The organism is Pseudomonas sp. S3E12, from assembly GCF_001702295.1.
GTDB classification, from domain to species: Bacteria; Pseudomonadota; Gammaproteobacteria; order Pseudomonadales; family Pseudomonadaceae; genus Aquipseudomonas; species Aquipseudomonas marginalis.
Genome location: NZ_MBDT01000003.1, coordinates 89,906 through 108,762, shown reverse-complemented (window position 1 = coordinate 108,762; position 18,857 = coordinate 89,906). Strand labels below are relative to the sequence as shown.

The following is an 18,857-nucleotide window of genomic DNA, read 5'->3' as shown; positions in this document are numbered from 1 at the left end:
AAGAGTCCCCGCGATGACGCCTCTAGATGCCAAGCGCCCGCTGCAGCTCAATGCTCAGGGCCAGTTGCAACACTTCTTGTCCCTCGACGGTTTGCCCCGCGAACTGCTCACCGAAATCCTCGACACCGCCGACTCGTTCCTCGAGGTTGGCGGCCGGGCGGTGAAGAAAGTCCCGTTGCTGCGCGGCAAGACCATCTGCAACGTGTTCTTCGAGAACTCCACCCGTACACGGACCACCTTTGAACTGGCGGCCCAACGGCTGTCGGCCGACGTGATCACGTTGAACGTGTCCACCTCGTCGGCGAGCAAGGGCGAGACCCTGCTCGACACCCTGCGCAACCTGGAAGCGATGGCCGCCGACATGTTCGTGGTGCGCCACGGCGACTCCGGTGCCGCCCACTTCATTGCCGAGCACGTGTGCCCGCAGGTGGCGATCATCAACGGCGGCGACGGCCGTCACGCCCACCCGACCCAGGGCATGCTCGACATGCTCACCATACGTCGGCACAAGGGCAGCTTCGAAAACCTCTCGGTGGCCATCGTCGGTGACATCCTGCACTCGCGGGTGGCACGCTCGAACATGCTGGCCCTGAAAACCCTGGGTTGCCCGGACATCCGCGTGATCGCACCGAAAACCCTCTTGCCCATCGGCATCGAGCAATACGGCGTGAAGGTCTACACCGACATGACCGAAGGCCTCAAGGATGTGGACGTGGTGATCATGCTGCGCCTGCAACGCGAACGCATGTCGGGTGGCCTGCTGCCGAGCGAAGGCGAGTTCTACCGCCTGTTCGGCCTGACCACCGCACGCCTGGCCGGCGCCAAGCCCGACGCCATCGTAATGCACCCGGGGCCGATCAACCGAGGCGTGGAGATTGAGTCGGCGGTGGCCGACGGCAGCCAGTCGGTGATTCTCAACCAGGTCACGTATGGCATCGCCGTGCGCATGGCGGTGTTGTCCATGGCCATGAGCGGGCAAACCGCGCAACGTCAATTCGAGCAGGAGAAGGCCCAGTGAAGCTCAGCATTCTCGGCGCCCGAGTCATCGATCCGGCCAGCGGCCTGGATCAGGTTACCGATCTGCACCTGGAGGCCGGCCGGATCATCGCCATCGGCGCCGCGCCCGGTGCTTTCAGCCCCAGCGAGACCATCGATGCCAAAGGCCTGGTGGCCGCACCTGGCCTGGTGGACCTGAACGTCGCCCTGCGCGAGCCGGGCTACAGCCGCAAAGGCACTATCAACAGCGAAACCCGCGCGGCCGCAGCCGGTGGCGTCACCAGCCTGTGCTGCCCACCGCACACCAAGCCGGTGCTCGACACGTCGGCCGTGGCCGAGCTGATCCTCGACCGCGCCCGTGAAGCCGGCAATTGCAAAGTGTTCCCCATCGGCGCCCTGAGCAAAGGCCTGGAGGGCGAACAACTTGCCGAACTGATCGCCCTGCGCGACGCCGGTTGCGTGGCGTTCGGCAACGGCCTGGAGAGTTTCCGCAGCACTCGCACCCTGTGTCGCGCCTTGGAATATGCGGCCACCTTCGACTTGACGGTGATCTTCCACTCCCAGGACCGCGACCTGGCCGAAGGCGGCTTGGCCCATGAAGGTGCGGTCGCCAGCTTCCTCGGCTTGCCGGGCATTCCGGAAACCGCTGAAACCGTAGCCCTGGCCCGTGACCTGCTGCTGGTGGAACAAAGCGGCGTGCGTGCGCACTTCAGCCAGCTGACCAGCGCCCGGGGCGTAGCCCTGATCGCCCAGGCCCAGGCCCGCGGCCTGCCGGTGACGGCAGACGTGGCGTTGTATCAGCTGCTGCTGACGGATGAGGCGCTGATCGACTTCTCCAGCCTTTACCACGTGCAACCGCCGCTGCGCACATTGGCCGATCGTGACGGTTTGCGTGCGGCAGTCAAATCCGGTGTGGTCTCGGCGATTTCCAGCCACCACCAGCCCCATGAGCGCGATGCCAAGCTGGCGCCGTTCGGCGCGACAGAGCCGGGCATCAGCAGCGTGGAGCTGTTGCTGCCGCTGGCGATGACGCTGGTGGAAGACGGTTTGCTGGACCTGCCGACACTGCTGGCGCGCCTGAGCGCAGGCCCGGCCGAGGCCTTGCGCCTGCCGGCGGGCAAGCTGGCGGTGGGGTCGGCGGCGGATCTGGTGCTGTTTGACCCGGCCGGCTCCACAGTTGCGGGCGAGCACTGGCTGTCCAAGGGTGAGAACTGCCCGTTCATCGGCCATAGCCTGCCGGCGAGCGTGCGCTACACCTTGGTGGATGGGCGCATCAGCTATCAGGCTTGAGCCATTAAAAACTGTAGGAGCGAGCTTGCTCGCGAAGAACGTTAACGATAACGCAGCGCTATCAGGTAGCCCGCATTGTCTATTCGTTCTTCGCGAGCAAGCTCGCCCCTACAGGTTATTTATGATCTACCGGCCGCCATTGCGCTCGGCATTGCGGATCGAAATCTGCGTATTCAAGGTCCAGAAGTCATACAGCACCCCCACCAGGAACAAGCCGCCGGTCAGCAGGTAGATCAGGCCAGTGATCCATTTGCCCTGGTACATGCGGTGCACGCCGAACACCCCCAGAAACGCCAACAGAATCCACGCCACGTTGTATTCGATAGGCCCAGCGGTAAAACGCAGGTCCGCTTCACGGTCCATGGCCGGAATCAGGAACAGGTCGATCAGCCAGCCGATCCCCAGCAAGCCGAGGGTGAAAAACCAGATCGTTCCAGTGACCGGTTTGCCGTAATAGAAACGATGGGCACCGGTAAACCCGAAAATCCAGAGCAGGTAACCGATCACCTTGCTGTGAGTGTCTTGCTGCGGACCAACCTGTTGATAGGTGTTCATGGCGTACCTCTTTTGCTTCGATAGATAAATTTTTTCACTTTCTTTGTGACTTTTTTACAGGCGACCGACGTACGGCAAATGGTATCTTCCCTCCCCTGAAAGCCTTATGCCACCTGACTTGTGTAGGACAATCGCGGCGAATCGTCGCGTTTTTCCTGAGTTTGACCCCAAGGTTCAGTCGACAAACGGCCTGAGAACGACACAAAAAGCTGTTATAAAGTTGCGCGCAAACCCATAAGAGCCACGCCTAATGCGACCATTTTTAAAGACATGGCTAACCATTTGCCTATTAATGCCACTGGCCGCCCACGCCACCAATCGTGAGCAACGACTTCCGAACGTCAACGGTTTCACCCCTAAAGTCCACAGCGCGCCCAGCACTGCCAAATCGGCAAAGCCGACCGTCAGCCGCCCGACTCAACTGAGCAAGGCCCACGGTAAAGCAGTTCCAGGCCTGATGGCAGTCAACACCAAGCAAAGCAGCACCGTCCTCAGCCGCGCCGTAAACGTGCTCGGCACTCCTTATCGTTGGGGCGGCAGCAGCCCAAGTAAAGGGTTCGACTGCAGCGGCCTGGTGAAATATGCGTTTAACGACGTAGCGGCCGTGGATCTGCCGCGCACCTCCAACGCCATGGCCGCCGGTCACGGGCAGAAGGTTGAGCGCAAGGACCTGAAACCGGGTGACCTGTTGTTCTTCAAACTGAAGAGCCGCCAGGTGAACCACGTAGCCATCTACCTGGGCAACGACCGCTTCATCCACGCACCGCGTCGTGGCAAGTCGGTCAGCATCGACACGCTGAAAAAGCCGTTCTGGGACAAGAACTACGTGATTGCCAAGCGGGTTCTGCCGAAAGAGCAGAATACCTTGCGGGTAGTACAACGCTGATCTGAAGCTGGAATGCAGTAGTACATGTGGGAGGGGGCTTGCTCCCGATAGCAGTGGGCCAGGTACAGATAAGCTGACTGATCCACCGCTATCGGGAGCAAGCCCCCTCCCACATTCGATTTGTGTCGTCCACAACCCCTCAGATATCCCCAGGCACCCTCGCCTTCTCCCGCGCCTCTTCCCGGCTGATCACGCCTTCCGTGACCAACGCCTTCAAGCTCATATCCAACGTCTTCATGCCCAACGCGCCGCCGGTCTGAATCGCCGAGACCATCTGCGCCACCTTGTCTTCGCGGATCAAGTTACGAATAGCCGGCGTGCCCAGCATGATCTCATGGGCCGCCACCCGCCCGCCGCCAACCTTCTTGACCAGCACCTGGGACACCACCGCCTGCAACGACTCCGACAGCATCGAGCGGACCATGGCCTTTTCCCCCGCCGGGAACACGTCCACCAGCCTGTCCACGGTCTTTGCCGCCGAGGTGGTGTGCAGGGTGCCAAATACCAGATGCCCGGTCTCAGCCGCCGTCAGGGCCAGGCGGATGGTTTCCAGGTCGCGCAGTTCGCCCACCAGGATCACGTCGGGGTCTTCGCGCAGCGCCGAACGCAAGGCCAGCGAGAAACTGTGGGTATCTCGATGCACCTGGCGCTGGTTGATCAGGGCGGTTTTCGGCGTGTGGATAAACTCGATGGGGTCTTCCAGCGTGAGGATGTGCTGGCGCCGATGCTGGTTGAGGTAATCGATCATCGCCGCCAGGGTAGTGGACTTGCCGGAGCCGGTGGGGCCCGTCACCAACACCAGGCCACGCGGCAACTGGGCAATACGCCGGAACACCTCCCCCAGACCGAGGTTTTCCAGGCTCTGGACCTCGGCCGGGATGGTGCGAAACACCGCACCCATGCCGCGATCCTGCTGGAACACATTCGCCCGGAACCGCGCCACGCCCGGCAACTCGAAGGCAAAATCCGTTTCAAGAGATGTTTCGAAATCCTTTTGTTGGTAGCGGTTGAGCAACGGGCTCAATAAATCTGCCACTTGCGGGGGTGAAAGCACTGGCCAATCCAACGGCCAGACTTCGCCATCAATGCGCAGCATGGGTGCCACACCGGCCGACAAATGCAGGTCGGAAGCGCCGCGACGCACGCCCGCCTCCAGTAATTCAGTGATATCCATAGGGCTTTCCATTTCCAGTAGAATGCCGCGGACTCCATATCCACGGGCGCATCTTGAATGTCGACGATAGCAGACAACATCGGCCAGGTTAGCCAGCGCATCCGCGCCGCAGCCGACGCCGTGCAACGTGACGCAAACAGCATCCACCTGCTGGCCGTGAGCAAGACCAAACCCGCCCAAGCCGTGCGTGAAGCCTATGCCGCCGGGATGCGTGATTTTGGCGAAAACTATCTGCAGGAAGCCCTGGGCAAGCAGGCCGAATTAACCGACCTGCCCTTGAGTTGGCACTTCATCGGCCCCATTCAATCGAACAAGACTCGCGCCATCGCCGAGAATTTCGCTTGGGTGCATTCCGTGGACCGTCTCAAAATTGCACAACGCCTGTCCGAGCAACGCCCGGCCGACCTGCCACCGCTGAATATCTGCATCCAGGTCAATGTCAGTGGCGAGGCCAGCAAGTCCGGCTGCACCCCCGCCGACCTGCCGGCCCTGGCCAACGCCATCAGCGCCCTGCCGCGCTTGAAGCTACGGGGCCTGATGGCGATTCCCGAGCCGACGGACGATCGTGCCGAACAAGACGCCGCGTTTTCCAGCGTGCGCGACCTGCAAAACAGCCTGAACCTGCCGCTCGACACACTTTCCATGGGCATGAGTCACGACCTTGAGTCGGCCATCGCCCAGGGCGCCACCTGGGTGCGGATCGGTACCGCCCTGTTTGGCGCCCGCGACTACGGCCAGCCATGAAATGGCTGACATCCATCTAAGTAAGGACCTGTCATGAGCAACACGCGTATTGCCTTTATCGGCGCCGGCAACATGGCGGCCAGCCTGATCGGCGGCCTGCGGGCCAAGGGCCTGGAAGCGGCGCAGATCCGCGCCAGCGACCCGGGCGCCGAGACCCGTGCCCGCGTCAGCGCCGAGCACGGTATCGAAACCTTCGCCGATAACGCCGAAGCCATCCAAGGTGTCGATGTGATCGTGCTGGCGGTCAAGCCACAGGCCATGAAGGCCGTGTGCGAAAGCCTGCGCCCAAGCCTGCAGCCGCACCAACTGGTGGTGTCGATCGCCGCCGGCATCACCTGCGCCAGCATGAACAACTGGCTCGGCGCGCAACCGATCGTACGTTGCATGCCCAACACCCCGGCGCTGCTGCGCCAGGGCGTGAGCGGTTTGTACGCCACCCACGAGGTGACCGCCGAGCAACGTGACCAAGCCCAGGAACTGCTGTCCGCCGTGGGCATCGCCCTGTGGCTGGAACAGGAGCAGCAACTGGACGCGGTCACCGCCGTGTCGGGCAGCGGCCCGGCTTACTTCTTCCTACTGATCGAGGCCATGACCGCCGCCGGCGTGAAACTGGGCCTGCCACAGCAAGTCGCCGAGCAACTGGCCGAGCAAACCGCCCTGGGCGCCGCGAAAATGGCTGTCTCCAGTGAAGTGGACGCTGCCGAGTTGCGCCGCCGCGTCACCTCCCCCGGCGGCACCACGCAGGCTGCCATCGAATCGTTCCAGGCCGGGGGCTTTGAAGCCCTGGTGGAAAAAGCACTGGGTGCCGCAGCACATCGTTCGGCTGAAATGGCCGAGCAGCTGGGCAAATAGTCGTACCCCTACGAAGGAATAAATGATGCTTGGACTCAATGACGCCGTCATCTTCATCATCCAGACCTTGGGCAGCCTGTACCTGCTGATCGTGCTGATGCGTTTTATCCTGCAACTGGTGCGGGCGAACTTCTACAACCCGCTGTGCCAATTCGTGGTGAAGGCCACCCAACCGCTGCTCAAGCCCCTGCGTCGAGTGGTCCCGAGCATGTTCGGCCTGGACATGTCGTCGCTGGTGCTGGCGCTGCTGCTGCAGATCCTGCTGTTCGCGCTGGTCCTGATGCTCAAGGGCTACCTGCCTTACACCGTGCTGCTGTTGCCGTGGGCACTGATCGGGATCTTCTCGTTGTTTTTGAAGATCATCTTCTGGTCGATGATCATCAGCGTGATCCTGTCCTGGGTCGCACCGGGTAGCCGCAGCCCAGGTGCCGAGCTGGTGTCTCAGATCACCGAGCCGGTGCTCGCGCCGTTCCGTCGCTGGGTGCCCAACCTCGGCGGCCTGGATATTTCGCCGATCTTCGCGTTTATCGCGATCCAGCTGATACAAGGCTGGGGCATCCCGTACCTGGCTGACTTCGCGAACATGCCCAAGTTACTGTTCGGGCTGATCTGACAGGCGAAGCAAATGCAGGAGGGGCGGTGCGACGATTCGACCGGCCCCCTCCCACATTTGGCCTTTGCTTGCCGCTGGGTGCATCGGTCTTTAGACTTACGCCTCATTTAAACGAGAGCAGGGTCGATGCCAGCTGCCTTCCCCCCCGATTCTGTTGGACTGGTCGTGCCCCAAGTGGCGCACTTCAGCGAACCGCTGGCCTTGGCCTGCGGCCGTTCGTTGCCCGCCTACGACCTGATCTATGAAACCTACGGCCAACTGAACGCCACGGCGAGCAACGCCGTGCTGATCTGCCACGCCCTCTCCGGCCATCATCACGCCGCTGGTTTCCACAGCGTTGACGAACGCAAGCCTGGCTGGTGGGACAGTTGCATCGGCCCCGGCAAGCCCATCGACACCAATAAGTTCTTTGTCGTCAGCCTGAACAACCTCGGCGGCTGCAATGGCTCCACCGGCCCCAGCAGCCTCAACCCGGAAACCGGCAAGCCGTTCGGCGCCGACTTCCCGGTGCTCACCGTGGAAGACTGGGTGCACAGCCAGGCTCGCCTCGCCGACCTGTTGGGCATCCGGCAATGGGCCGCGGTGATCGGCGGCAGCCTGGGCGGCATGCAGGCCCTGCAATGGACCATCACGTATCCGGATCGGGTGCGTCATTGCCTGGCCATCGCCTCGGCGCCCAAATTGTCGGCACAGAACATCGCCTTCAACGAAGTAGCACGCCAGGCCATCCTCACCGACCCCGAATTCCACGGCGGTTCGTTCCAGGAAGCCGGCGTGATCCCCAAGCGCGGCTTGATGCTGGCGCGAATGGTCGGGCACATCACCTACCTGTCCGATGACTCCATGGGCGAGAAATTCGGCCGTGGCCTCAAGAGCGAGAAGCTCAACTATGACTTCCACAGCGTCGAGTTCCAGGTGGAAAGCTACCTGCGTTATCAGGGCGAGGAGTTCTCCGGGCGTTTCGACGCCAACACCTACCTGCTGATGACCAAGGCCCTGGACTACTTCGACCCGGCAGCCAACCACAACGATGACCTGGCGAAAACCTTCGAGGGCGCCACCGCCAAGTTCTGCGTCATGTCGTTCACCACCGACTGGCGCTTCTCGCCGGCCCGCTCCCGAGAGCTGGTGGATGCGCTGATGGCGGCCAAGAAAGACGTCTGCTACCTGGAGATCGATGCACCGCAAGGCCATGACGCCTTCCTGATTCCGATCCCGCGCTACCTCCAGGCTTTCAGCAACTACATGAACCGCATTACTTTGTGAGAACGCCATGAGAGCCGACCTGGACATCATCCAAGACTGGATCCCCGCCGGCAGCCGCGTGCTCGACCTGGGCTGCGGCGATGGCGAACTGCTGAGCTGGCTGCGCGACAACAAGCAAGTCACCGGCTACGGCCTGGAAAACGACCCGGACAACATCGCCCAGTGCGTGGCCAAGGGCATCAACGTAATCGAGCAGGACCTGGACAAGGGCCTGGGCAACTTCGCCAGCAACAGCTTCGATATCGTGGTGATGACCCAGGCCCTGCAAGCGGTGCACTACCCGGACCGTATCCTCGACGAAATGCTGCGCGTGGGCCGCCAGTGCATCATCACCTTCCCCAACTTCGGGCACTGGCGCTGCCGCTGGTACCTGGCGACCAAGGGCCGCATGCCGGTCTCGGATTTCCTGCCGTACACCTGGTACAACACGCCGAACATCCACTTCTGCACCTTCGAAGACTTCGAAGCCCTGTGTGGCGAGCGTGAAGCCAAGGTGATCAACCGCCTGGCCGTCGATCAACAGCATCGTCACGGCTGGGCAAGCAAGCTATGGCCCAATCTGTTGGGCGAAATTGGTATCTATCGGGTCAGCAGCCCTGGCCTGACGGATCACAAGATTGCCGTCTAATCATTTTCAAGAGGGACGATCATGAGTCGCTTGGCTATTTTTCTACTGACTGCATGCCTGGGCGCCAGCGCCATGGCGGCGGACACTATCGACGCTAATCGCAAGAAAGACTTCGGTGATATCACCGTTCATTACAACACCTTCACCTCCAGCTTCCTGCAGCCGGAAACCGCCCAGAAAGTCGGCGTGGTGCGCAGCAAGGAGAAGGGTTTGATCAATGTGACCGTGATCAAGGGCGTAACCCCGGTGGCAGCGCAGGTGACAGGCACCATCAAGGACCTGGGCGGCAAGAGCGAGATCCTGACGTTCAAGCAAATCGACGAGAAAGGCGGGATCAATTACCTCGCGCCATACTCCGTGACGCAGCGGGAATACAAGACGTTTACCATCAATGTTGAAACCGGCGGCAAAGCCCATAGCTTCCAATTCAACCAGGAACTGTTTCCGGCGGAATGATGAACCTTACTCAACTCGTATTGGCCAGCCATAACGCCGGCAAGCTCAAAGAACTCCAGGCCATGCTCGGCGAGTCCGTGCAACTGCGCTCGATTGGCGAGTTCAGCCAGGTCGAACCCGAAGAGACCGGCCTGTCGTTCGTCGAGAACGCCATCCTCAAGGCGCGCAATGCCGCACGCATCTCGGGCCTTCCGGCGCTGGCGGATGACTCGGGGCTGGCAGTGGACTTTCTTGGCGGCGCCCCTGGCATCTATTCGGCGCGTTATGCCGACGGCAAGGGCGACGCGGCCAACAACGCCAAGTTGCTGGACGCCCTCAAAGGCGTACCGGATAACGAACGCGGTGCACAATTCGTCTGCGTGCTGGCCTTGGTGCGGCATGCCGATGACCCGCTGCCGATCCTCTGCGAAGGCCTGTGGCACGGGCGCATCCTGCACGCTGCCAGCGGTGAGCACGGTTTTGGCTATGACCCGTTGTTCTGGGTGCCGGAGCGCAATGTCTCCAGCGCCGAATTGAGCCCGGCCGACAAGAACCAGATCAGCCACCGCGCCCGCGCAATGGATTTGCTGCGCCAGCACCTGGGCTTGAAATGACCCGGAATACCTCCGCGCAGCCGCTGATCCACGGTGGCGCGCAAACACCACGGGCGGCCATGCCGGTGCTGCCGCCCCTGGCGCTGTACATCCACATCCCGTGGTGCGTGCGCAAATGCCCTTACTGCGACTTCAACTCCCACACCGCCAGCAAGGTGCTGCCGGAAGAAGAGTATGTGGACGCCTTGCTGGCCGACCTCGATCAGGACTTGCACGCGGTGTATGGGCGCGAACTGAGTTCGATCTTCTTCGGCGGCGGCACGCCAAGCCTGTTCAGCGCTGCGGCGCTGGGCCGATTGCTCAAAGGCGTGGAAGCACGCGTCCCGTTTGCCGCCGACATCGAGATCACCCTGGAAGCCAACCCCGGCACGTTCGAGCAAGAGAAGTTCGTCGCCTACCGCACGCTGGGGATCAACCGGCTGTCCATCGGCATCCAGAGCTTCCAGCAGGAAAAGCTCCAGGCCCTGGGCCGTATCCACAACGGCGACGAGGCCGTACGCGCCGCCGGAATGGCGCGCCAGGCCGGGTTCGACAACTTCAACCTGGACCTGATGCACGGCTTGCCCGATCAGTCCCTGGACGATGCGTTGAGTGACCTGCGCCAGGCCATCGCGCTCAAACCCACACACCTGTCCTGGTACCAGTTGACCCTGGAACCCAACACCGTGTTCTGGAACCAGCCGCCCGCGCTGCCGGAAGACGACACCCTGTGGGACATCCAGGAAGCCGGCCAGGCGCTGCTGGCCGAGCACGGTTACGCACAATACGAAGTGTCGGCCTACGCCCAGCCAGGGCGCCCGGCGCGACATAACCTCAACTACTGGAGCTTCGGCGACTTTATCGGCATCGGCGCCGGGGCCCACGGCAAGCTCAGCCATCCGGACGGACGCATTGTGCGCACCTGGAAGACCCGCGCGCCGAAGGACTACCTCAACCCGGCCAAAAGCTTCCAGGCCGGGGCGAAGGAGCTGACCAACGAAGAGTTGCCGTTCGAGTTCCTGATGAACGCCCTGCGCCTCACCGAGGGCGTCGACGCCACGCTCTATGCCGAGCGCACCGGCCTCGACCTGGCGAGCCTCGACGAGGCGCGGCGCGAGGCAGAACAAAGTGGCTTAATGCAGGTCGAACCGTCACGCCTGGCGGCCACCGATCGCGGGCAACTCTTTCTCAATGACCTGTTGCAGAAGTTTTTGAGCTGATCGCTCTAAGGAAATCGAATGGATCTGGTACTCGACCTGCTCGCCACCGTATCCCGCTGGAGCCGCAGCAACCTGTCGGAAATCTCCCTGGCCCTTGTGGGCTGTTTGCTGGTGCTGTTTGGCGCCGACATCAAGGGCTGGGTCGAAGCACGCCTGGGCAGCGTTGCCGGCGCGTTGCGCGTACCGTTGATGGCCCTGCTGTGCATGATCGGCAGCGGTGCGGCGCTGATCTACGCCACGCCGTGGATTGTGCGGGGATTGAGCCAGTTCAATAACTACAGCCTGGCGCCGGTGTTGGTGGTGGTGCTGGTGCTGATTGGCGTCGTCGCCGATCGCCGCTGACCTCAAATCCAACACAAAACAACTGTGGGATGGGGCTTGCCCCCTCCCACATTGAATTGCATTTAAAGTCAGTGGCGAGTTACGCCAGCTTCTCGAACTTCAAATCCCAAACCCCATGCCCCAAGCGCTCGCCACGACGCTCGAACTTAGTGATCGGGCGTTCGGCCGGGCGTGGTACGCATTTGCCGTCTTGCGCCAGGTTGCGGTAGCCAGGGGCAACGTCCATCACTTCCAGCATGTATTCGGCATAGGGTTCCCAGTCGGTAGCCATATGCAGGATACCGCCGACTTTCAGCTTGCTGCGCACCAGTTCCGCGAAAGAAGCCTGGACGATGCGGCGCTTGTGGTGACGGCTCTTGTGCCATGGATCGGGGAAGAACAGCATCAGGCGGTCGAGGCTGTTGTCGGCGATGCAGCGGTTGAGCACTTCGATCGCGTCGCAGTCATAGACCCGCAGGTTGGTCAGGCCTTGAGTCAGCACGCCATTCAGCAGTGCACCGACACCTGGGCGGTGAACTTCCACGCCGATGAAATCCTGTTCCGGCGAGGCTGCGGCCATTTCCAGCAGGGAGTGGCCCATGCCGAAACCGATTTCCAGGGAACGCGGGGCCGAACGGCCGAACACCTGGTCATAGTCCACCGGCGCATCGGCCAGGGGCAGGACGAACAGCGGCGTACCTTGCTCCAGGCCCTTTTGCTGGCCCTCGGTCATGCGGCCGGCGCGCATCACAAAACTCTTGATGCGGCGGTGCTTGGACTCGTCGCCTTCTTCCACGGTGTTCGGCGTTTCGTTTGATTCAGTCATCAATGGCTCTTACTTGATCAGACCATCCAGCGGCGAAGAGGCGCTGGCGTAGAGTTTTTTTTGCATGCGCCCGGCGAGGTAGGCCAGGCGGCCGGCGACGATGGCGTGTTTCATGGCTTCGGCCATCAGCACCGGTTGCTGTGCGTGAGCGATGGCCGAGTTCATCAGCACCGCTTCACAGCCCAGTTCCATGGCGATGGTGGCGTCGGAGGCGGTACCGACACCGGCGTCCACCAAGACCGGGATCTTGGCTTCTTCGAGGATGATCTGCAGGTTGTACGGATTGCAGATACCCAGCCCGGAACCGATCAGGCCGGCCAGCGGCATCACGGCGATACAGCCGATTTCGGCCAGTTGGCGGGCGATGATCGGGTCATCGCTGGTGTAGACCATCACGTCAAAACCTTCCTTGACCAGGGTCTCGGCGGCCTTGAGGGTTTCGATCACGTTGGGGAACAGGGTTTTCTGGTCGGCCAGCACTTCCAGCTTGACCAGGTTGTGTCCGTCGAGCAGTTCACGGGCCAGGCGGCAGGTGCGCACGGCTTCGATGGCGTCGTAGCACCCGGCGGTGTTCGGCAGGAAGGTGTAGCGATCCGGCGACAGCACGTCGAGCAGGTTCGGCTCGCCTTCGATCTGGCCGAGGTTGGTGCGGCGCACGGCGAAGGTCACGATCTCGGCGCCCGAGGCTTCGATGGCCTGGCGGGTTTCTTCCATGTCGCGGTACTTGCCGGTGCCGACCAGCAGACGGGACTGGTAGGTACGACCGGCCAGGACGAAGGGCTTGTCGCTACGAACGATGCTCATGGGAAATCCTCGAAATGGGGTGAGGTTCTGCAGAATCCGGGGCTACATAAAAGCGCGGGACTAGCCGCCGCCGATGGCGTGGACCACCTCGACCTGGTCACCCTCGGTGAGCGTGGTCTCGGCATGCAGGCTACGCGGGACGATATCCAGGTTGAGTTCCACTGCGACGCGACGCCCGGTCAGGTCCAGGCGGGTCAGCAGGGCCGCAACGGTTTCACCGTCGGGCAGTTCAAGGGATTCGCCGTTCAACTGAATGCGCATGCCACGGGCCGCCATCGATTTTAGGGGCCAGCATTCTAGCTCGATTGGCACCTGCAGGTCAGCTCCAAGCGTCAAGCGGTCAGTTGCATGCGCCAGGCAGCCAGGCCCAGGAAGAACCAACCCAGCAGGAACGCCAACCCGCCGAAGGGCGTAATGATGCCGAGTTTGCTGATCCCCGTGGTGGTCAGCACGTACAGGCTGCCGGAGAACAGCAGGATACCGACGACAAAGGACACGCCCGCCCACGTCACCAGGCGCCCCGGAATATGCGCCAGCAGCAGCGCAACGCCGAACAGCGCCAAGGTGTGCACCAACTGATAGGTCACGCCGGTGTGAAAGATCGCCAGGTACTCGGCGCTGAGGCGGCTTTTCAGGCCATGGGCGGCGAACGCACCGAGGGCGACACCGGTGAAGCCGAAAAAGGCAGCCAGCATCAGAAAGCTACGCAGCATGAGGAACTCCAGTCAGACTCATTGGACAGGGTCTGTATAATGGCCCGCTCAACGGGTTCGGCCAAGCCATCTCTATGCTGCGTGTCCTCTTCAAACGCTTTCTCACCGTCGTGAAATGGTTTGCCATTGGCAGTGTTCTGCTGGTGCTGCTGTTCCGTGTCGTCCCGCCGCCCTTTACCGCGCTGATGGTGGAACGCAAGGTCGAATCCTGGTTCGACGGCGAACCCATTGACCTGCAACGCACCTGGGTGCCGTGGGACGAGATCTCCGACGACCTGAAAGTGGCGGTGATGGCCGGTGAAGACCAACGTTTCCCACAGCACTGGGGCTTTGATTTCGGCGCGATCCAGGCGGCGCTCCTGCACAACGAGCGCGGCGGTTCGATCCGGGGCGCGAGCACGCTGAGCCAGCAGGTGTCGAAAAACCTGTTCCTGTGGGCGGGTCGCAGTTATTTGCGCAAAGGCCTGGAAGCCTGGTTTACCGGGCTGATCGAGGTGTTGTGGCCCAAGCAGCGGATTCTTGAGGTGTACCTCAACAGCGTGGAATGGGATGAAGGCGTGTTTGGCGCAGAAGCGGCGGCGCGACATCACTTTGGCGTGAGTGCCAAGGGGTTGTCCCGGCAGCAGGCCAGCTACCTGGCGGCGGTGTTGCCTAATCCACGGGTGTGGAGTGCCAGCCATCCGACCGCGTATGTGGCGCGAAGGGCGGCATGGATTCGCCAGCAGATGAGCCAGCTGGGCGGAGAGGGTTACCTGGTGGAACTGAACAATTCCCGCAAAGCACCTTGGTCCGACTGATACAAACAAATGTGGGAGGGGCTTACCCCCTCCCACATGTTCAGGCGGCGATCGACAACTTCAGCTTGTTCATTGCGCTTTTCTCAAGCTGACGAATGCGCTCGGCCGACACGTTGTACTTCTGCGCCAGGTCGTGCAGCGTGGCTTTTTCTTCCGCCAGCCAGCGCTGGTAGAGGATGTCACGGCTACGGTCGTCCAGCACTTCCAGCGCTTCGTGCAGGTTGTGGTTGGAGTTGTCGCTCCAGTCGGCGTCTTCCAGTTGACGCGCCGGGTCGTACCGGTGGTCTTCCAGGTAGTTGGCCGGCGATTGGAAAGCACTGTCGTCGTCCGCTTCGGCGGCCGGGTCGAAGGCCATGTCATGGCCGGTCAGGCGGCTTTCCATCTCGCGCACTTCACGGGGCTCCACGCCGAGGCTTTCGGCCACGCGGTGGACTTCCTCGTTGTTCAGCCACGCCAGGCGTTTTTTCTGGCTGCGCAGGTTGAAGAACAGCTTGCGTTGGGCCTTGGTGGTCGCGACTTTCACGATGCGCCAGTTGCGCAGGATGAACTCGTGGATTTCCGCCTTGATCCAGTGCACGGCAAACGACACCAGGCGCACGCCCATCTCAGGGTTGAAGCGCTTTACAGCCTTCATCAGGCCGACGTTGCCTTCCTGGATCAGGTCAGCCTGGGCCAGGCCGTAGCCGCTATAGCTACGGGCGATATGTACGACAAAACGCAGGTGGGCGAGCACCATCTGCCGAGCCGCCCCCAAATCCTGCTCATAGTAGAGACTCTCGGCCAGTTCACGCTCCTGCTCGGGCGTCAGCAATGGAATGCTGTTGACCGTGTGCACATAGGCTTCCAGGTTCGCACCCGGGACCAAGGCATAAGCAGGTTGCAAAGAAGTGGTCATACGAAAAAACCTCCGACTCACATAACTCGTGCAGTTCAGCACTGCGAAAATTGACCGGGAACCGTAGGACAAGTTCCCTAAACCACTGATACGGTCAATACAAACGAAACCACATTACCCTGACATTAACTACTTCGGTGCCAGCTCGCGTAAATGCCGTGCGACCGCAATCCAGGCACCGATATAACCCAACAATACCGCGCCAAGCAAGAGCGACAGACCATCGGCAACCGGCACCCCGGCCAGGGCAAAATCGCTGCCGTACAAGCCGGCAAGCCCGACAACCGCGTCGTTCAGCCAGTTAAGGCCGAACGCCAGCACGCCCCAGGACAAAATCCCCGCACCCAGGCCATAAAGCGCGCCCATGTACAGAAAAGGCCGACGCACATAGCTGTCCGTGCCGCCGACCAGTTTAATCACTTCTATCTCGGTGCGACGGTTTTCAATATGAAGACGAATGGTATTACCTATCACCAAAAGTAATGCAGACACCAACAGCACTGTCAGGCCGAACACAAACCGATCGCCCAGCTTGAGGATCGCCGCCAGGCGCTCCACCCAGACTAGATCAAGTTGCGCCTGTTGCACCTTCGGCATCTCTGCGAGTTTTTGTCGCAGGGCTTCAAGGCCCGCCTTGTCGACTTCATTCGGCGTCACCAGCACCACGCCCGGCAACGGGTTCTGCGGCAGCTCCTTGAGCGCTTCGCCCAGGCCGGACTGCTGCTGGAACTCCTCAAGTGCCTGATCGCGACTGACGTACTCGGCGTCCGCGACGCCCGGCATGTTCTTGATATCGTCCCGTAGCGCTTCGCCTTCCTTGGTGCTGGCATCCAGGTTCAGGTACAGGGAAATCTGTGCCGCACGCTGCCACGAACCGCCCAGGCGCTCGACATTATTAAGCAGCAGCGACAAGCCCATCGGCAGGCTCAGGGCCACGGCCATCACCAGGCAGGTAAAAAAGCTGCCGATCGGCTGCTTGCCCAGGCGACGCAGGCTGTCCAGCAGGCTGGCGCGATGGCTTTCGATCCAGGCGCGCAGCAGGGTGCTGAAGTCCGGGCCATCGTCATCGTCATGTTTTTTCTTTTTCGGCTGCGGATCAGCCGGTTTCGGCGCCACGCGCTCGGAAACCTTGGGGCTACGTGTTGCACTCATACGCCAGCCTCCCCGTCACCGATCAGGCGACCGCGTTGCAGGGTCAGCATGCGATGGCGCATGCGGGCGATCAGCGCCAGGTCATGGCTGGCGATCAGTACGCTGGTGCCCAGACGGTTGATGTCTTCGAATACGCCCATGATCTCGGCCGCCAGGCGCGGGTCGAGGTTACCGGTGGGTTCGTCCGCCAGCAGCAAGGCCGGGCGATGGACGATGGCGCGGGCAATGCCGACGCGCTGTTGCTGGCCGGTGGACAGGTCGCCGGGGTAGAGGTCGGTCTTGTCCGACAGCGCCACGCGCTCCAGGGCCGAATCCACACGCTTGACGATTTCGGCCTTGGACAGCCCAAGAATCTGCAACGGCAGGGCAATGTTGTTGAACACCGTACGATCGAACAGCAACTGGTGGTTCTGGAACACCACGCCGATCTGGCGGCGCAGGAACGGGATCTGCGCATTGCTGATGGTAGCCAGGTCCTGGCCCGCCAGCAGCAACTTGCCCGTGGTCGGGCGTTCCATGGCCAGCAGCAGGCGCAACAGCGTACTCTTGCCGGCCCCCGAGTGACCGGTGACAAACAAGAACTCGCCGCGACGCACTCGAAAGCTCAGCTCATGCAAGCCCACATGCCCGTTGGCATAGCGTTTACCGACCTGTTCGAATCGAATCATGAACGCTCCCGCTCGGCAAACAGTGCCTGGACAAAGGGTTCGGCTTCAAAGGTGCGCAGGTCGTCGATGCCTTCACCGACGCCGATATAACGAATCGGCAACCCGAACTGCTTGGCCAGGGCGAAGATCACGCCGCCCTTGGCCGTGCCGTCGAGCTTAGTCAAGGCCAGGCCGGTCAGCTGGACCGTCTGGTTGAATTGCTTGGCCTGGCTGATGGCGTTCTGCCCGGTACCGGCGTCAAGCACCAGCAGCACTTCGTGCGGGGCGTCTGCGTCGAGCTTGCCGATCACGCGGCGGACTTTCTTCAGCTCTTCCATCAGGTTGTCTTTGGTGTGCAGGCGACCGGCGGTATCCGCGATCAGCACGTCGATGTTACGAGCCTTGGCGGCTTGCACGGCGTCGAAGATCACCGAGGCGGAATCGGCACCGGTGTGCTGGGCGATGACCGGGATCGTGTTGCGCTCCCCCCAGACCTGCAATTGCTCGACGGCAGCGGCGCGGAAGGTATCGCCGGCGGCGAGCATGACTTTCTTGCCTTCCGACTGCAGCTTCTTGGCCAGTTTGCCGATCGTGGTGGTCTTGCCGGCGCCGTTGACGCCCACGACCAGGATCACGAACGGCTTGTTCGGGGTGATCACCAGCGGCGCCTCAACAGGCTTGAGCATCGCAGCCAGTTCGGCCTGCAAGGATTTGTAGAGGGCGTCGGCATCGGTCAACTGCTTGCGCGCGACCTTCTGGGTCAGGCTCTGGATGATCACGGCGGTGGCTTCGACGCCCACGTCGGCGGTCAGCAGGCGGGTTTCGATGTCTTCCAGCAGCTCATCGTCGATCACCTTCTTGCCGAGGAACAGGCTGGCCATGCCTTCGCCGATGCTGGCGCTGGTCTTGCTCAGGCCTTGCTTGAGGCGGGCGAAGAAGCCGGTCTTGCTGGTTTCGGTGGAGGCGACGGGCGCTTCGACGACGGCGGGAGCGGCAACCACCGGCTCGACGAGCGCGGGCACGGGGGCGGGAGCTTCGACAACGACCGGCTGTGGCTCAACGGTCACCGGAATCGGCGGCACCACATGCTCGGCCTGCACATCTTCAACCAGCGCCACAGGCTCTTCGGGCACCGGCAGCTCAGGCCACGGCTTGTGTTCGGGCTCAGGCTCCACCTCGGCCACCGGCTGCAACACCGGCTCAGCCATCGGCAACACCACCGGCGCCGGCGCTTCGGCAACGGGCTCGGCTTCTACTATAGGCTCGGGGATCGGCTCAGCTTGAACCTGTGGCTGTTCAGCGACGGTTTCCTGCGGCTTTTTGCGCAGCCATCCGAACAGGCCTTTCTTCTCGCCAGCCGCAGCTGGGGTCTTCTTGTCGTCGTTGGAACCAAACATGGAGACGGCTATCTCAAGGTAGCGACGCGCCAAGGGGCGCATCGGTAAATAAA

General features: G+C 61.8%; 23 protein-coding genes. 13 read left to right on the top strand and 10 right to left on the bottom strand.

Translation table 11 applies throughout. The features are described from left to right. Positions 1-13: 13 nt before the first annotated feature. Together BB029_RS02500 and BB029_RS02495 are read left to right on the top strand one after the other, a co-directional pair. A complete protein-coding gene (locus BB029_RS02500) occupies positions 14-1,018 on the top strand; it encodes an aspartate carbamoyltransferase catalytic subunit (protein WP_027606086.1) in 1,005 nt (334 codons plus the stop codon). Continuing rightward, positions 1,015-2,286: a dihydroorotase gene (locus BB029_RS02495; protein WP_065938122.1), complete on the top strand. Its 1,272-nt coding sequence runs from the start codon at positions 1,015-1,017 to the stop codon at positions 2,284-2,286. The genes BB029_RS02500 and BB029_RS02495 overlap by 4 nt, the downstream gene beginning before the upstream one ends. Before the next feature lie 126 nt (positions 2,287-2,412). On the opposite strand, the gene BB029_RS02490 is transcribed toward BB029_RS02495, so the two are convergent. Then, positions 2,413-2,841: a TM2 domain-containing protein gene (locus BB029_RS02490; RefSeq protein WP_065938121.1), complete on the bottom strand. Its 429-nt coding sequence runs from the start codon at positions 2,839-2,841 to the stop codon at positions 2,413-2,415. A 250-nt stretch (positions 2,842-3,091) separates the two neighbouring features. Between BB029_RS02490 and BB029_RS02485 the strand changes: the two genes are divergently transcribed. After that, on the top strand, positions 3,092-3,727 hold the full coding sequence (locus tag BB029_RS02485) for a C40 family peptidase (protein WP_065938120.1): 636 nt from the start codon (positions 3,092-3,094) through the stop codon (positions 3,725-3,727). Positions 3,728-3,866: 139 nt separating this feature from the next. On the opposite strand, the gene BB029_RS02480 is transcribed toward BB029_RS02485, so the two are convergent. Then, a complete protein-coding gene (locus tag BB029_RS02480; RefSeq protein WP_065938119.1) occupies positions 3,867-4,901 on the bottom strand; it encodes a type IV pilus twitching motility protein PilT in 1,035 nt (344 codons plus the stop codon). Positions 4,902-4,958: 57 nt separating this feature from the next. On the opposite strand from BB029_RS02480, the gene BB029_RS02475 reads away from it, so the two are divergent. The 9 genes from BB029_RS02475 to BB029_RS02435 all read left to right on the top strand — a co-directional run bounded on the left by BB029_RS02475 (position 4,959) and on the right by BB029_RS02435 (position 11,594). Then, positions 4,959-5,645: a YggS family pyridoxal phosphate-dependent enzyme gene (locus BB029_RS02475; protein WP_065938118.1), complete on the top strand. Its 687-nt coding sequence runs from the start codon at positions 4,959-4,961 to the stop codon at positions 5,643-5,645. Between the two features lie 33 nt (positions 5,646-5,678). Next, positions 5,679-6,497, top strand: coding sequence for a pyrroline-5-carboxylate reductase (proC, locus tag BB029_RS02470; protein WP_027606092.1), 819 nt, complete (start codon positions 5,679-5,681; stop codon positions 6,495-6,497). A gap of 25 nt (positions 6,498-6,522) precedes the next feature. Beyond that, complete coding sequence (locus tag BB029_RS02465) at positions 6,523-7,110, top strand: YggT family protein (protein ID WP_065938117.1); 588 nt, start codon at positions 6,523-6,525, stop codon at positions 7,108-7,110. Positions 7,111-7,236: 126 nt separating this feature from the next. Then, complete coding sequence (locus BB029_RS02460) at positions 7,237-8,376, top strand: homoserine O-acetyltransferase (protein WP_065938116.1); 1,140 nt, start codon at positions 7,237-7,239, stop codon at positions 8,374-8,376. Between the two features lie 7 nt (positions 8,377-8,383). After that, entirely contained in the window at positions 8,384-9,004 is a 621-nt protein-coding gene (gene metW / locus BB029_RS02455) for a methionine biosynthesis protein MetW (RefSeq protein WP_017735309.1), read from the top strand. A 21-nt stretch (positions 9,005-9,025) separates the two neighbouring features. Continuing rightward, complete coding sequence (locus tag BB029_RS02450; protein ID WP_027606095.1) at positions 9,026-9,460, top strand: DUF4426 domain-containing protein; 435 nt, start codon at positions 9,026-9,028, stop codon at positions 9,458-9,460. Continuing rightward, positions 9,457-10,053: an RdgB/HAM1 family non-canonical purine NTP pyrophosphatase gene (rdgB, locus tag BB029_RS02445; protein ID WP_065938115.1), complete on the top strand. Its 597-nt coding sequence runs from the start codon at positions 9,457-9,459 to the stop codon at positions 10,051-10,053. Before BB029_RS02450 ends, rdgB begins: the two co-directional genes overlap by 4 nt. A gap of 59 nt (positions 10,054-10,112) precedes the next feature. Continuing rightward, the gene (gene hemW / locus BB029_RS02440; protein ID WP_218188792.1) at positions 10,113-11,252 is read left to right on the top strand and encodes a radical SAM family heme chaperone HemW; all 1,140 of its coding nucleotides are present in this window, start codon (positions 10,113-10,115) and stop codon (positions 11,250-11,252) included. Between the two features lie 18 nt (positions 11,253-11,270). Next, positions 11,271-11,594, top strand: coding sequence for a DUF3392 domain-containing protein (locus tag BB029_RS02435; RefSeq protein WP_010207241.1), 324 nt, complete (start codon positions 11,271-11,273; stop codon positions 11,592-11,594). 79 nt (positions 11,595-11,673) lie between these two features. Here BB029_RS02435 and trmB read toward each other — a convergent pair whose 3' ends face one another. The 4 genes from trmB to BB029_RS02415 all read right to left on the bottom strand — a co-directional run bounded on the left by trmB (position 11,674) and on the right by BB029_RS02415 (position 13,916). Next, positions 11,674-12,399 (bottom strand): tRNA (guanosine(46)-N7)-methyltransferase TrmB, encoded by a 726-nt coding sequence (gene trmB, locus BB029_RS02430; protein WP_027606098.1) that lies wholly within the window; start codon positions 12,397-12,399, stop codon positions 11,674-11,676. A 9-nt stretch (positions 12,400-12,408) separates the two neighbouring features. Next, on the bottom strand, positions 12,409-13,203 hold the full coding sequence (locus BB029_RS02425; protein WP_065938113.1) for a thiazole synthase: 795 nt from the start codon (positions 13,201-13,203) through the stop codon (positions 12,409-12,411). Positions 13,204-13,263: 60 nt separating this feature from the next. Beyond that, a complete protein-coding gene (gene thiS, locus BB029_RS02420; RefSeq protein WP_065938112.1) occupies positions 13,264-13,464 on the bottom strand; it encodes a sulfur carrier protein ThiS in 201 nt (66 codons plus the stop codon). Between the two features lie 71 nt (positions 13,465-13,535). Continuing rightward, the gene (locus BB029_RS02415) at positions 13,536-13,916 is read right to left on the bottom strand and encodes a DUF423 domain-containing protein (protein ID WP_065938111.1); all 381 of its coding nucleotides are present in this window, start codon (positions 13,914-13,916) and stop codon (positions 13,536-13,538) included. A 74-nt stretch (positions 13,917-13,990) separates the two neighbouring features. Between BB029_RS02415 and mtgA the strand changes: the two genes are divergently transcribed. Next, the gene (mtgA, locus tag BB029_RS02410; RefSeq protein ID WP_065938110.1) at positions 13,991-14,713 is read left to right on the top strand and encodes a monofunctional biosynthetic peptidoglycan transglycosylase; all 723 of its coding nucleotides are present in this window, start codon (positions 13,991-13,993) and stop codon (positions 14,711-14,713) included. Between the two features lie 40 nt (positions 14,714-14,753). Here the strand turns inward: mtgA and rpoH are convergent, their stop codons facing one another. The 4 genes from rpoH to ftsY form a co-directional block, all read right to left on the bottom strand. Continuing rightward, positions 14,754-15,608 carry an RNA polymerase sigma factor RpoH gene (rpoH, locus tag BB029_RS02405; protein WP_003176698.1) on the bottom strand — a complete coding sequence of 285 codons (855 nt, stop codon included), beginning with the start codon at positions 15,606-15,608 and terminating at the stop codon, positions 14,754-14,756. A 129-nt stretch (positions 15,609-15,737) separates the two neighbouring features. Further along, positions 15,738-16,760, bottom strand: coding sequence for a permease-like cell division protein FtsX (gene ftsX, locus BB029_RS02400; RefSeq protein ID WP_065923857.1), 1,023 nt, complete (start codon positions 16,758-16,760; stop codon positions 15,738-15,740). Then, positions 16,757-17,428, bottom strand: coding sequence for a cell division ATP-binding protein FtsE (ftsE, locus tag BB029_RS02395; protein WP_003213784.1), 672 nt, complete (start codon positions 17,426-17,428; stop codon positions 16,757-16,759). The genes ftsX and ftsE overlap by 4 nt, the downstream gene beginning before the upstream one ends. Further along, positions 17,425-18,804 carry a signal recognition particle-docking protein FtsY gene (gene ftsY / locus BB029_RS02390; protein ID WP_065938109.1) on the bottom strand — a complete coding sequence of 460 codons (1,380 nt, stop codon included), beginning with the start codon at positions 18,802-18,804 and terminating at the stop codon, positions 17,425-17,427. The genes ftsE and ftsY overlap by 4 nt, the downstream gene beginning before the upstream one ends. Between the last annotated feature and the right edge of the window lie 53 nt (positions 18,805-18,857).

Excerpts from the sequence above, each read along its gene's own strand:
- mtgA (WP_065938110.1), top strand. The coding sequence starts at position 13,991 with ATGCTGCGTGTCCTCTTCAAACGCTTTCTCACCGTCGTGAAATGGTTT.
- rpoH (WP_003176698.1), bottom strand. The coding sequence starts at position 15,608 with ATGACCACTTCTTTGCAACCTGCTTATGCCTTGGTCCCGGGTGCGAAC.
- metW (WP_017735309.1), top strand. The coding sequence starts at position 8,384 with ATGAGAGCCGACCTGGACATCATCCAAGACTGGATCCCCGCCGGCAGC.
- BB029_RS02460 (WP_065938116.1), top strand. The coding sequence starts at position 7,237 with ATGCCAGCTGCCTTCCCCCCCGATTCTGTTGGACTGGTCGTGCCCCAA.
- hemW (WP_218188792.1), top strand. The coding sequence starts at position 10,113 with ATGCCGGTGCTGCCGCCCCTGGCGCTGTACATCCACATCCCGTGGTGC.
- BB029_RS02435 (WP_010207241.1), top strand. The coding sequence starts at position 11,271 with ATGGATCTGGTACTCGACCTGCTCGCCACCGTATCCCGCTGGAGCCGC.
- BB029_RS02480 (WP_065938119.1), bottom strand. The coding sequence starts at position 4,901 with ATGGATATCACTGAATTACTGGAGGCGGGCGTGCGTCGCGGCGCTTCC.
- BB029_RS02475 (WP_065938118.1), top strand. The coding sequence starts at position 4,959 with ATGTCGACGATAGCAGACAACATCGGCCAGGTTAGCCAGCGCATCCGC.
- BB029_RS02500 (WP_027606086.1), top strand. The coding sequence starts at position 14 with ATGACGCCTCTAGATGCCAAGCGCCCGCTGCAGCTCAATGCTCAGGGC.
- rdgB (WP_065938115.1), top strand. The coding sequence starts at position 9,457 with ATGATGAACCTTACTCAACTCGTATTGGCCAGCCATAACGCCGGCAAG.
- ftsY (WP_065938109.1), bottom strand. The coding sequence starts at position 18,804 with ATGTTTGGTTCCAACGACGACAAGAAGACCCCAGCTGCGGCTGGCGAG.
- BB029_RS02465 (WP_065938117.1), top strand. The coding sequence starts at position 6,523 with ATGCTTGGACTCAATGACGCCGTCATCTTCATCATCCAGACCTTGGGC.
- BB029_RS02415 (WP_065938111.1), bottom strand. The coding sequence starts at position 13,916 with ATGCTGCGTAGCTTTCTGATGCTGGCTGCCTTTTTCGGCTTCACCGGT.
- BB029_RS02490 (WP_065938121.1), bottom strand. The coding sequence starts at position 2,841 with ATGAACACCTATCAACAGGTTGGTCCGCAGCAAGACACTCACAGCAAG.
- ftsE (WP_003213784.1), bottom strand. The coding sequence starts at position 17,428 with ATGATTCGATTCGAACAGGTCGGTAAACGCTATGCCAACGGGCATGTG.
- BB029_RS02485 (WP_065938120.1), top strand. The coding sequence starts at position 3,092 with ATGCGACCATTTTTAAAGACATGGCTAACCATTTGCCTATTAATGCCA.
- ftsX (WP_065923857.1), bottom strand. The coding sequence starts at position 16,760 with ATGAGTGCAACACGTAGCCCCAAGGTTTCCGAGCGCGTGGCGCCGAAA.
- BB029_RS02450 (WP_027606095.1), top strand. The coding sequence starts at position 9,026 with ATGAGTCGCTTGGCTATTTTTCTACTGACTGCATGCCTGGGCGCCAGC.
- proC (WP_027606092.1), top strand. The coding sequence starts at position 5,679 with ATGAGCAACACGCGTATTGCCTTTATCGGCGCCGGCAACATGGCGGCC.
- BB029_RS02425 (WP_065938113.1), bottom strand. The coding sequence starts at position 13,203 with ATGAGCATCGTTCGTAGCGACAAGCCCTTCGTCCTGGCCGGTCGTACC.
- trmB (WP_027606098.1), bottom strand. The coding sequence starts at position 12,399 with ATGACTGAATCAAACGAAACGCCGAACACCGTGGAAGAAGGCGACGAG.
- thiS (WP_065938112.1), bottom strand. The coding sequence starts at position 13,464 with ATGCGCATTCAGTTGAACGGCGAATCCCTTGAACTGCCCGACGGTGAA.